General features: G+C 46.4%; 10 protein-coding genes. 4 read left to right on the top strand and 6 right to left on the bottom strand.

From position 1 onward, the window contains the following. The first annotated feature begins 391 nt into the window (after positions 1 to 391). From thrA to thrC, 3 genes are all read left to right on the top strand, one after another. Positions 392 to 2,824 (top strand): bifunctional aspartate kinase/homoserine dehydrogenase I, encoded by a 2,433-nt coding sequence (gene thrA / locus DW896_RS15675; RefSeq protein WP_005828504.1) that lies wholly within the window; start codon positions 392 to 394, stop codon positions 2,822 to 2,824. Between the two features lie 21 nt (positions 2,825 to 2,845). After that, on the top strand, positions 2,846 to 4,105 hold the full coding sequence (locus tag DW896_RS15670) for a cofactor-independent phosphoglycerate mutase (RefSeq protein WP_117652818.1): 1,260 nt from the start codon (positions 2,846 to 2,848) through the stop codon (positions 4,103 to 4,105). Positions 4,106 to 4,175: 70 nt separating this feature from the next. Further along, positions 4,176 to 5,477 carry a threonine synthase gene (thrC, locus tag DW896_RS15665; protein WP_005828500.1) on the top strand — a complete coding sequence of 434 codons (1,302 nt, stop codon included), beginning with the start codon at positions 4,176 to 4,178 and terminating at the stop codon, positions 5,475 to 5,477. Positions 5,478 to 5,940: 463 nt separating this feature from the next. Here the strand turns inward: thrC and DW896_RS15660 are convergent, their stop codons facing one another. From DW896_RS15660 to DW896_RS15640, 5 genes are all read right to left on the bottom strand, one after another. Next, positions 5,941 to 6,264: a type II toxin-antitoxin system RelE/ParE family toxin gene (locus tag DW896_RS15660; RefSeq protein ID WP_005834986.1), complete on the bottom strand. Its 324-nt coding sequence runs from the start codon at positions 6,262 to 6,264 to the stop codon at positions 5,941 to 5,943. Then, complete coding sequence (locus DW896_RS21495) at positions 6,249 to 6,416, bottom strand: hypothetical protein (RefSeq protein ID WP_165860120.1); 168 nt, start codon at positions 6,414 to 6,416, stop codon at positions 6,249 to 6,251. The genes DW896_RS15660 and DW896_RS21495 overlap by 16 nt, the downstream gene beginning before the upstream one ends. Positions 6,417 to 6,690: 274 nt before the next feature. Continuing rightward, complete coding sequence (locus tag DW896_RS15650; protein WP_089545425.1) at positions 6,691 to 8,145, bottom strand: hypothetical protein; 1,455 nt, start codon at positions 8,143 to 8,145, stop codon at positions 6,691 to 6,693. Between the two features lie 1,123 nt (positions 8,146 to 9,268). Beyond that, positions 9,269 to 9,643: a hypothetical protein gene (locus DW896_RS15645; protein ID WP_038606222.1), complete on the bottom strand. Its 375-nt coding sequence runs from the start codon at positions 9,641 to 9,643 to the stop codon at positions 9,269 to 9,271. After that, a complete protein-coding gene (locus DW896_RS15640; RefSeq protein WP_117677892.1) occupies positions 9,640 to 10,863 on the bottom strand; it encodes a site-specific integrase in 1,224 nt (407 codons plus the stop codon). Before DW896_RS15640 ends, DW896_RS15645 begins: the two co-directional genes overlap by 4 nt. 328 nt (positions 10,864 to 11,191) lie before the next feature. On the opposite strand from DW896_RS15640, the gene DW896_RS15635 reads away from it, so the two are divergent. Further along, on the top strand, positions 11,192 to 12,100 hold the full coding sequence (locus DW896_RS15635) for a DMT family transporter (RefSeq protein ID WP_118132347.1): 909 nt from the start codon (positions 11,192 to 11,194) through the stop codon (positions 12,098 to 12,100). Here DW896_RS15635 and DW896_RS15630 read toward each other — a convergent pair. Beyond that, on the bottom strand, positions 12,060 to 12,737 hold the full coding sequence (locus DW896_RS15630) for a thiamine diphosphokinase (protein ID WP_009037242.1): 678 nt from the start codon (positions 12,735 to 12,737) through the stop codon (positions 12,060 to 12,062). The two genes, DW896_RS15635 and DW896_RS15630, sit on opposite strands and share 41 nt — an antisense overlap. Between the last annotated feature and the right edge of the window lie 6 nt (positions 12,738 to 12,743).

Below are 12,743 nucleotides of genomic sequence, written 5' to 3'. Positions count from 1 at the left end.
GCAAAATGTTAGAAAAGAATAAACGGATATACAGAAAAAAGGTATGGAAAGTGTGAAAGTGTAAGCCGTAAGTTGTGCATATTTCTTGCCTTTTTAGAGGCTTTCTGCATTTTTATCGCAAAAAAGTCGCAAAAAGTGATAGATTGAATGTTTTTATTGTTACTTTTGCAACACTTATCATAAATGATAGAAACAAGAGACTATGAACAAGTACTATCAACATACAGTCACATCCATGTGGACCATGACCCTTAGGGGTTAGGGATAGTATTTTGTGTTTCTACGTGTTACACCATTTTCAAGCAGTTTTTCCATTTAATTAAAGTCAATGCAAGCCGTAGCAGCTTGTTTCCGACACATTGTATCAACCATCTCAACAATATAAAGAGAAATGAAAGTAATGAAATTCGGCGGAACGTCCGTAGGTTCCGTGAACAGTATTTTGAGCGTCAAGAGAATTGTAGAAGCAGTCGATGAACCGGTTATCGTGGTGGTGTCCGCATTGGGCGGCATCACGGACAAGTTGATAAACACCTCTAGAATGGCGGCAGCCGGTGATGCTTCTTACGAGAATGAGTTCCGGGAGATTGTCTATCGTCATGTGGAAATGATTAAGGAAGTGATTCCGGCAGGCGAGGCGCAGGTTGCCTTGCAACGCCAGATTGGTGAGCTGCTCAACGAGCTGAAGGACATCTTTCAGGGCATTTATCTGATAAAGGACCTTTCGCAGAAGACGTCCGATACGATTGTGAGCTATGGCGAACGTCTTTCATCTATCATCGTTGCCCAGTTGACGGGAGCGGAGTGGTTTGACTCACGCAAGTTTATCAAGACGGAAAAGAAGCATTCCAAGCATGTGCTGGATACGGAGCTGACAAATTCGTTGGTGCGCGAGACATTCAGTAGCCTGCCCAAACGCGTATTGGTTCCGGGTTTTATCTCCACAGACAAAATGACGGGAGAGGTAACGAACCTGGGTAGAGGTGGCTCTGACTATACGGCGGCAATCATTGCTGCTGCACTGGATGCCGACAGTCTGGAAATCTGGACGGATGTAGACGGATTCATGACAGCTGACCCGCGTGTGATTTCCAGGGCATACACTATCAATGAATTGAGCTATGTGGAAGCTACGGAGCTTTGTAACTTCGGTGCGAAAGTGGTCTATCCGCCTACAATCTATCCGGTTTGCCACAAGAATATCCCCATTCTGGTGAAGAATACCTTCAATCCGGAGGGTGTGGGAACTGTCATCAAGCGAGAGGTTTCCGACCCGCAAAGCAAGGCCATCAAGGGTATTTCATCCATCAATGATACGAGCCTAATTACAGTGCAAGGCCTTGGTATGGTAGGTGTCATCGGTGTGAACTACCGTATCTTCAAGGCGCTGGCAAAGAATGGCATCAGTGTGTTCCTTGTGTCCCAGGCTTCTTCGGAGAATTCAACGTCTATCGGTGTGCGCAATGCGGATGCTGATCTGGCTTGCGAGGTGCTGAACGAGGAGTTTGCCAAAGAAATAGAGATGGGAGAAATTTCTCCTATTCAGGCAGAAAAGAACCTGGCTACCGTGGCCATCGTAGGCGAGAACATGAAGCATACGCCGGGTATTGCCGGAAAGCTGTTCGGTACGTTGGGGCGTAACGGTATCAATGTGATTGCTTGTGCGCAGGGTGCTTCGGAAACCAACATCTCGTTTGTAGTGGACAGCAAATCATTGCGCAAATCGCTGAATGTCATCCATGATTCTTTCTTCTTGTCGGAATATCAGGTACTGAATCTTTTTATCTGCGGCATAGGAACCGTAGGCGGCAGCTTGATAGAGCAAATTCACAGCCAGCGCCAGAAGCTGATGCAGGAGAACGGCCTGCAGCTGAATGTAGTGGGCATTGCCGATGCAAACAAAGCCATGTTCAGCCGCGAAGGTTTCGATTTGGGACGTTTTCGTGAAGAACTGCAGGAGAAGGGAAAGGACAGCTCTCTGGAAACGCTGCGTAATGAGATTATCGGTATGAACATCTTTAACTCTGTCTTTGTGGACTGTACGGCAAGTGCAGGCGTGGCTTCCCTTTACAAGGACTTGCTGCTGCACAATGTTTCGGTAGTGGCTGCTAACAAGATTGCTGCTTCTTCCGAATACGAGAACTACCGTGAACTGAAACAGATTGCCCGCCAACGCGGTGTGAAGTACTTGTTTGAAACCAATGTAGGCGCCGGACTCCCCATCATCAATACCATTAACGACCTTATCCATAGCGGTGATAAGATATTGAAGATTGAAGCCGTGCTGAGCGGTACGTTGAACTATATCTTCAATAAAATCAGTGCCGACATTCCTTTCAGCAAGACCATTAAGATGGCGCAGGAGGAACGTTACTCCGAGCCCGATCCGCGTATCGACCTCAGCGGAAAGGATGTTATCCGCAAACTGGTGATTCTGGCACGCGAGGCCGGTTACTGTTTGGAACAGAGCGATGTTGAGAAGAACCTCTTTGTGCCCGATGACTTCTTTGAAGGCTCCCTGGATGACTTCTGGAAGAAAGTGCCGAGCCTCGATGCCGATTTCGAAGCCCGCCGCAAGGTGTTGGAAGCCGAGAACAAGCATTGGCGTTTCGTAGCCAAACTGGAAAATGGCAAAGCATCTGTCGGTTTGCAGGAAGTCGGCGCCAACCATCCGTTCTACGGGCTGGAAGGCAGCAATAACATCATCCTGCTGACCACGGCACGCTATAAGGAATATCCGATGATGATACAAGGCTACGGAGCCGGTGCGGGTGTAACGGCTGCGGGGGTATTTGCGGATATTATGAGCATTGCAAACGTTTAATCTAAATCGTAATATAGAAAGATGAAACACATCATTATATTGGGTGATGGTATGGCCGACTGGCCCGTGAAGGCTCTGGGAGGCAAAACCTTGCTGCAGGCGGCTGCAACTCCCTATATGGACAAGCTGGCACGCATGGGACGTGTGGGAAGGCTGGTGACGGTGGCCGAGGGATTTCATCCCGGCAGTGAGGTGGCGAATATGTCCGTTCTGGGCTATAACCTGCCGAAGGTGTACGAAGGCCGCGGTCCATTGGAGGCGGCGAGTATCGGTGTGGACTTGCAGCCGGGTGAGATGGCGATGCGCTGCAACATTATCTGTATCGAGGGAGACAATATCAAGAATCATTCTGCCGGGCACATTACTACAGAGGAAGCGGATGTGTTGGTAAAATACCTTCAGGAGCATTTGGGTAATGACCGCGTGCATTTCCATACGGGCGTGCAATACCGCCATCTGCTGGTAATAAAAGGAGGGGACAAGCGCATTGACTGTACGCCGCCCCACGATGTCCCTTTGAGGCCTTTCCGTCCGTTGATGGTGAAGCCGATGGAGGGTACGGAGAATATTTCGGTCCCCGAAGGCGGTGCAGAGCTTACTCCGAAGCAGACTGCCGATTTGATTAATGATTTGATTCTCCGTTCGCAAGTGTTGCTGGAAAACCATCCGGTCAGCATGAAGCGGAAGGCCGAGGGTAAGGACCCTGCCAATAGCATCTGGCCGTGGAGTCCCGGTTATCGTCCGCAGATGGAGCGCCTTTCAGACAAGTTCCCGCAGGTGAAGCGTGGTGCTGTGATTTCTGCCGTGGATTTGATTAACGGCATCGGCTACTATGCCGGATTGCGGCGCATCACCGTAGAAGGTGCGACGGGGCTTTATGATACCAACTATGAGAATAAGGTGGCTGCCGCCCTTGATGCATTGCGGACGGATGATTTTGTCTACCTGCATATCGAGGCCAGTGATGAGGCCGGTCACGAAGGAAATGTCCCCTTGAAGATTATGACGATTGAGAATCTGGACAGCCGTGCCGTAGGTCCTATCTACGAGGCTGTGAAGGATTGGGAGGAACCCGTTGCTATCTCCGTATTGCCCGACCATCCCACTCCCTGCGAACTCCGTACGCATACGGCCGAACCTATCCCGTTCCTCATTTGGCATCCGGGTATCGAGGCTGACGAAGTACGGACATTTGATGAAGTGGCAGCCTGCGAAGGCAGTTACGGACTGATGAAAGAAGACGAGTTTATTAATGAATTTATGAGTTCCACCACAGAGTAACACAGAGTTTTACGGGGTTTTATTTATAGAGAATTCTGTGAGACTCTGTGGTGAATAAAAAAATACCGCAATGAAATATTATAGCACCAACAAACAAGCCCCCGAAGCCACTCTTGAAGAGGCCGTGGTAAAGGGGCTTGCCGCAGACAAGGGGCTTTTCATGCCCTTTACAATCAAAACTCTGCCACAAGAGTTTTACGATAGCATCGATACACTCAGCTTTCAGGAGATAGCCTATCGCGTGGCAGATGCTTTCTTTGGCGAGGATGTTCCTGCCGATACGCTGAAACAGATTGTTTATGACACACTCAGTTTCGATGTCCCTCTGGTCCGGGTGACAAAGAATATTTATTCGCTTGAGCTGTTCCATGGTCCGACGCTTGCCTTTAAGGATGTAGGCGGTCGCTTCATGGCGCGTTTGCTGGGATACTTTATCAAGAAAGAGGGCAAGAAGCAAGTCAATGTGCTTGTTGCTACCTCCGGTGATACGGGCAGTGCCGTTGCCAATGGTTTCCTCGGTGTGGAAGGCATACACGTCTATGTGCTCTACCCGAAGGGAAAAGTCAGTGAAATCCAGGAGAAACAGTTCACTACCTTAGGGCAGAATATCACGGCTATTGAGGTCGATGGTACGTTCGACGATTGCCAGGCTTTGGTTAAATCCGCTTTTATGGACCGCGAGCTCAACGAACATCTGCAACTGACCAGTGCCAATTCCATCAACGTGGCGCGTTTCTTGCCGCAGGCATTCTATTACTTTTATGCCTATGCTCAACTGAAACGTGCCGGCAAGGGAGGCAATGCCGTCGTGTGTGTACCCAGCGGTAACTTCGGTAACATCACTGCCGGCCTCTTCGGCAAGCGTATGGGACTGCCCGTGGAACGCTTTATCGCTTCCAACAACCGCAATGATATCTTCTTCCAATATTTGCAGACAGGTGTTTATACGCCGCGTCCCAGCATCGCTACCATTGCTAACGCGATGGATGTGGGCGACCCGAGCAACTTTGCCCGCGTACTCGACCTTTACGGAGGCAGCCATGCCGCCATCTCTGCCGAAATCAGCGGTGCCACTTATACCGACGAGCAGATTGCCGAAACCATGCGGGAAGTGTGGAAGAAGGACCATTACCTGCTCGACCCGCACGGAGCCTGCGGCTTCCGGGCCCTGGCCGAAGGACTGAAACCCGGCGAAACGGGCGTATTCTTGGAAACGGCCCATCCGGCGAAGTTCAAGGATACAGTGGAGAAGATTATCGGTGAAGCCGTAGAAATACCTGCCAAGCTTCAGGCCTTTATGCGCGGCGAGAAGAAGAGCCTGCCAATGTCGAAGGACTTTGCGGACTTCAAGCAATATCTGATGCATGTATAAAGAATGGGACGTCAGTAAAGAAAAACACCGGATTGCTTGACATTGCCTTTCGGATGTTGTATCTTTGTAACTGCAATCTTAGTTCAGATTCAATTTTAAATTAGCATAAAAGGAGAGGCGTCGCTTCTCCTTTTTTGTTGTGTTCTTCCGTCACTTCATTAGCCAAAGCTTAGGGTTTACTCTCCTAAACCAGTGTTTTGCAGATTTAATCCTCCACTTCAGCAAGCGGAATGGTGGGCATTTGCTTGGAAAATTCCGGCGGTTTTGACGAAAAGTCCGGATGTTTCGGATGAAAAGCTCCGAGCTTTCGGATGATATATTCAGCGCTGACAGATGGTGTGTCGAGGATAAACGGATGATATGTTCGGGACGGATACATGGTTTGTTCCGGCTATATGAACGGACGATCATGCGTCTGTTCCGTTAATCTTCCATAAATCTGCTCTTGACAAGATTGGCTGCTTTATTCTGTATCGGGTTCTTCCCGGATGATGTTTATCATGCTGCCCAACTTATGATGGTTGTTCCATAGCACAAGCACTTCAATCTTCCGGAGACTGTGCCGGTAAAGAAGCGTATAGTCGGGATGCGGAATGATGTACCGTATGTTCTCTGCTTCGGTGGGCTGTCCGATAAACGGATTCAGCGTGACACGGTACAATGCATTTTGGAACAAGGTGTACAGAGTCCCGCCACACCGTTTGTTGCCATCTCTTTCTTGCGAGGAAATCAGCAGGTCCTTCAGAGCTTCTTTGGCAAGTGGCGACCAGATTATTTGTTTAGCCATGCTTCCACCTCCTTACTGATTGTGACATCCTCTTGTCCTTCTCCCTCATCCAGTTGCCGGCAGGCTTTCTTAAGGTCATGGCGTAGCCGGGTGGAGAATGCGAGGACTTGCTTTGTTTGCTGGGACGATTGCTCTTCTTTAACTTTTGCCATAACGTTATCTCCTTTTTCCTTAAAATTCTTCTATAATCTGCTGAATAGCTTAAAATGAGCGATTTATAAGTGTTCAACCTCAATAGAGGTAATGATTTGGCAATAGTCACAACTTCTGCAATATGCATATGTTTGCTTTGCCTAACAACTCTTTACAGTTGCAAAAATACAAAATAAAAATGAAACCACACTATGTTGGTGCAAAAAAACAATAGTCATAAAACAAAGATTAACTTCGCCTTATGACTATTGTTGTCCACATTAAACTTATTTATCATTTAATTGGTTCCGCATGCACATAGTATTCACTGTTTATAGGGTCTTCCCCGTCAGTTTTAAGTATCAGTACCATGCGAGAATGTTTTGTACGCCAATATGCTTTAATATCAGCATCTTCGGGTAGTGCCTTAAACGTTTTACACAGCGAAGCCTTTTCTGTTTCTTTTATAGTACTATGTGCTTCATAGTACTGGTCCATAATCTTCAACAGACCTTCTCTTTCACGTTCAAGCACGCCTAACATATATTCCTTGTCGTTTTTGTCTTTTGCTCCTTTCAGTACAATACGTAACTCTGCATACGGTTTTGTAATGTCTTCTTTGTAGGCAGTAGGTGGAGTTAGGATAAACTCACGGCTCTTGTCCAGCAAGCAATATTCTGTTAGTTCGGGGTTCTTGGAATTATACCTTACGTTATCCCAATCGTAACCAAAGAATCCATCATTCACCAAATAGAGCCTCTTTCGGGCTTGATAGACAATACGGCCATCTTTATAGCCATTGGCATAGACAATAGTATTGTCATGAGGCGTGAAGAAGTATGTGCTCCACCAATAGGAAGTATTCAAACAGTTTGTCTTACGTTCCATGATTCCAAAGCTATCTGGCATATCACGACAATCACTCGTCCAAGTAATTGAATCGTAGTAGTTGTAATAGGCATTATCTGAAGAGTTGAAACCATATTCATCGGTAAGCTCAAATGTTACAAGGCAGAAGGTCTGAAACACAGGGTCTGTGTTGTCTTTGTCGTCTTCTGCATAGTATGCCTTAATCTTAAACTTGCAGTTGTCGGGAACAGAACGGTCAATATCCGTATCATACGTGTAACTTTTCTTCATCATTTCCAAATCGGTTTCGGTCATGCGTTTATATACAATCATGCCATATATAGACTTGTAACCATTGCTGCCATCACTCGTCGCTCCCAATTTTTGTATGGTGTACATTAAGGTCTTGCCATTCGACTCGTCAAGCTTAAGAATCTGCATGTATCTGCTGTCTGTTGTCTGCTTGTTGCTGCCAAACAGTATGAAGCCTTTGTCCATGTCATAAGTCCATGATACACGACTGAAACAAAAGGCTGGCAAGGCATCACTATAAAAATAACTAAAAGCTTGCTGTGATGTCTCAAACCAAAAGTGTGTAGGGCTGCCACCAAATCTGTCTTTCCAAAATTCCTCCTTGCTCAACTTTCCGTTTTCCTGTACCTCATAAGTGGCAATACTCTCCCAACCATAGCCCTTGACCTTACTCTGTATTTCTTCTGCTGCTATTGGCTTTCTCCCTTTTAGCACACAGCACCCCTCATCATTAACAGTATAGGTTTGGTTGAATAGATTCATATCCAACTTACATTGCTCAACACTCAATTCCTCAGACTTATCGCAACTGCCAAATACAACAGTGCAAGCTACGATGAGTGCTATTAACCAAAACTTCTTAGTCATAATAATCCAAATTTAAAGATTTTACATATAGACAGATTACGGATTTTCAGTGTTTCAAATTCTGCTGTCCAAGATAACTGAGTGCAAAAATACAAAAGTATCAACGTAATAGTGCATTTTTTTATTTTTTATAACACTCAAAACATACTTTTGTGCAAATAAAGGAAGAATAAACTACACCTGACAAATCTATTTACATATTTCTATGCACTGCCTACAGTTGGTACACTCACTTTCTGCAACCGTTGGGAGCAAAATTTCTTCGCCCTCATGGTGGAGCGAGGCGTTTTGGGGTTCCCAAAACATAACCTCGCTCCCTCCTCTAAGAACAAAAGACGAGATATTTGCCTTTCGGCTTTCCATGCCCAAGGTTGCAGACCTTAATTCTCTCAATTTGCGCCAAACATCAAAGCTGCCACATTGAAAGAACAAGGTCACAGACACAAGCTACTTTGTACATGGAGTTTGCAAAGGAAAAGGTGATATTTTCAGTGTGAAACTTGCCAAGTGTTTCAGTTGTGTGTTGTTGATTTCCTTTGTGAACTATGCCGAGTGTGTTATGTGTGCTGTGTGTCCTCGGTATAGTCTGCATAAATCTAATGCCATGCTAAAACACTGCGGAGGTTCGCCCAAGTGGCTGGAGGCGCAAAGCCTCCAAGGAACGTTGCTGCAACCATTTCGGAGAATAGAGCGGTTGCCAATTAATCCACAAGCACATTTTACAGCGTACCAAGTGAGGGCATGTAAAACGTTGAATTGTTGAAGATAGGTGTTATCTTTATGAGAACCAACCACTTATACCCTCAACAAACTCTCAACAAATAGCTCTACACAACAAATTACTGGGCAAAAAAGAAAGAAAGGAATGGTGTTCATGGTTTTCTCTTTTCAACATTATCTTTCTTTTGTTGAGAGATTTGTTGAGAATATGTTGAGCCGTAAATACCTGATGTTCAATACTTCTTTCATCATATTCAACAATTCAACAAAAATAAGGGGTGTTTTGTCCGTCATTTTTATGAACAGAACTCATCCCCCTACAAGTAAGAATGTCATGCTTATGCTTCAGTACTTATTCACGACAGTACGACAGCGCCAAGCCAACAAACAAGCAAGAGGACATTCAACTAAAGGCGGTTGTTCTTCTATTGAGTTGTAGGATAATGACACTACTTTTCTCTTTTGCCCCGTACAATCTCTTGAAGATGGTGGCACGAAACCGAGCTGCCCCGTATGAGTTTATACGGAAGCAAAGGGCAACAATCATCGGAAAGCCATACAACGTTTGCCAAATGCCATTGGAAGTTTCCTGTTTCTGTTGGACTTCCGACACCGTCAATAAACCATCCTTGTATATTGACCTTATCACAGCATGGAGTTTCATGGCGGTGACATGAAGCATATCAACCAATTCACCCTCACTCATCCACAAGTCTTGCAAGTTGGACGGAATGGATAACATTCCATTTCCGTCCACGGTGATTACAGTCCTTTTCATGCCATTCCCCCCATTGTCGGCATATGCCCCTTGATTCGACTTTCAAAAGCTGATATGTCATGCTCCAATTTAGTACTTGTCACCTTTGCGTAAATTTGTGTTGTGGCGATGTCCGTATGTCCCAGTATCTTGCTTACACTCTCTATCGGCATACCGTAGTTTAAAGCCAAAACTGCGAACGAATGCCGGCTTACATGAAATGAAATTCGCTTCTTGATGCCACACATTTTTGCCACTTTCTTTATACGCTTGTTTACCATGTCAAGTGAGCCAATATTAAACAAGTGCATATCTTTTCTCAATGGCTTGTAACGTTCAATTATCTGTATGGCTGCATCTATCAGTTTAATTTTGAATGGTACGCCTGTCTTTTGACGCTGAGAAACTATCCATGGAGACCCACTTATAATGGCAACATTGTCCTCTGTAAGATTCTTGATGTCAATGAAAGAGATACCTGTCCAACAACCAAACATAAACAAGTCTCTCGCAAAAGCAAAGTTGGGATTTTCCAACTCTATTCCTGCCAATATGTCCAATTCTTCCTCTGTCAAGAACTCACGCTCCTTGTGGTCTGGGTCAACGTGGTACATGGCAAACGGATTTCTCTGTATCTTGCCGTTGTAGTGTGCTGCCGTGACGATATGCTTCAATGGTATGGAGTATATCCAAATGGTAGATTGCGTGAGTCCAATGACATTCTTCAAATACAGACAAAAATCACGGATGAACTCCTCGGTAAGCTCATTCATGGACATATCGCTGCGCTTGTACTGAAATTTGATGAACTCGGCAACGTACTTTCTTACCGTCAGATACTTGCGGTAGGTTCGGACAGCTCGGTCTTTTCCCACGCGTTGGGCAAAGGCTGCGTTCTCCTTGTCAAAAGCTCTGAGTAATGTCTCATACTCCGTACCTATGCCTTGATATGCGTTTCTCACCATTTCAGCGGTAACGAACGCCTCACGGTCGGAAAGCCGTTGGTAATGCTTAGCGATTTGAGCCTTGATGTTATCAAGCGCAAAGTTCACCTCATTGGCTTCCTTGCTTCTGCCTTTGGCTCTGTTGCCCTTGGCATCCCATATCGCCTTGGTCACGCTCAGCTTGCAACTGAACTGTGCGATAGTTCCGTTGATTGTCACACGTCCCATGATAGGGACAATTCCGTTTCTCTCCTTGCTTCCGTTTACATAGAAGACTGTCTTGAATGTACTTCTCATAATTGTTTGCTTTTTGTTCAGTGCAAAATTAAACTATGAGAGCTGCATGGCAAATTCACAACCTGTGCAGAATGGAGAAACAAGAACCGACACCGTTAAAAAAGCTCATTAGGGCGTTTTTCTGAGGTAATGAATTGAAAGCGTTTCCACTTCTCAAATCTGCTATTTTCGCATTTCCTCACGAACGTCACTTAAAGCCAACAACTGCCACAACCACTTGAAACTCAAAACAAAAGCCCAAATCTGCTATTTTTTGCTTTTTTAGTCATTCTTTTTCCGAAAAACATTTCAAAGTAATGAATTGTTTGAGGGGAAAAATACGAAGCTGATGAAAGATAAGAAACTGGAAGCCAATCTCAGTATGGTTGCATCGCGCGTCATGGCGGGGTTGAATATGAATGGATTGAAATTTCTGCTCCCTTTGTGGCTGGGTGCATTGACAGGTGTCACGGTGCGTTGTGTCTTTGCTGCCGTGGCATTTTGGATAACAAGCTGGTTTGTAAAGGAGGCACCGGTCACAAGGCGGCAGCGGATAGGGCTGTTCTGTCTGGGAGCTTTCGGACTCTACGGGTTCATGTTCTGCTATCTGCTGGGCATCAGTAAGACGACTCCGGTTTCCAGTGCCATCTTCAACTCCATGCAGCCCATTTGGGTCTTTCTGATATCTGTCTTTTTCCTGCACGAAAAGGCTACGCTGATGAAGATAATCGGCATAGCGCTGGGTTTTGGCGGTGCGTTGTTGTGTATCCTTACGCAAGGCAGTGATGACCTGGCGCACGATGCGTTTACGGGCAACATGCTCTGTATGGTGAGCTCGCTGGTCTTTGCCGTTTACCTGATTGTGAGCAAGAAACTGCTGGAAGAGGTCGGGGTAGTGACGATGATGAAGTACATCTTTGGCGGTGCGGCAGTAACGGGATTGATTGTGTCGTCCATTATAGGCTGGGATGCACCCTTGCTTACGGATGCCTTGCATGGGGAGTGGCACTGGGTGCCGTGGGCGGTGCTGGCGTTTGTGCTGGTTTTCCCTACTTACCTCAGTTACTTTCTGGTTCCGGTGGGCTTGAAGCATCTCAAGACGACGGTTGTAGCCATGTACAGCTATCTGATACTGGTGGTGACTACCGTTGTTTCCCTCACCTTGGGGCAAGACCGTTTCAGTTGGACGCAAGCCGCTGCCATTGCCATGATTTGTATCAGCGTGTACTTTGTTGAAGTGGCGGAAGCGAAGAAGTAGTGACGAATACCAGGTATTCCCCTTCCGCCTCGATGGTGAATTCTGTACTGGTGCATTCGTTGAGTGTGCCTTGCCACCAGTTGGTGAAATCGCTGAGGGGATAGACCAGTCCTTTGCCATGCAGACCGTGTGCAGTGAAGTTGATGATGGATACTTGCTGTCCGGGATGGCTTGGGAAGGTGCGGGTACTCCGGCAGGGGATGAAGATGCCGTAATCGGTATAGGTACGTACATCGGCTCCGGCACGGAGATAGTCGATGAGCAGGCTGATATTTCCCAGTGTATGGTCTTCACGTTTGCCCGTGGCACCGATGATGGCGATACGGCGTTTGCCTTTCGCCAGCAGGAAGTTGACGGCTTTAGTCTGGTCGTTGGTCTCCTGGTCGCTGATACGGTGTAGGATATGTCCGAACTTCCGGCGGTTTTCATCACTGAGGGAGTCACCGTCGCCGATGATTACGTCGGGAGTATGGCCCCGGCGGATGTATTCGTCCGCTCCGCCGTCGCAACAAACCACGTAAGGCGCTTCCGCCAATATCTTTAAAGGTAGGGGACTTGCAGGATATTCCCCATTCGCCAAAACTACGGCATCAATAGTTAATAATTGCTCGTTGCTCGTTGATAGTTCGTCTTTCATGTCTTT

The organism is Bacteroides sp. AM41-16 (assembly GCF_003603495.1).
GTDB lineage: Bacteria > Bacteroidota > Bacteroidia > Bacteroidales > Bacteroidaceae > Bacteroides > Bacteroides uniformis.
This window is presented reverse-complemented; position numbering and strand designations above follow the sequence as displayed.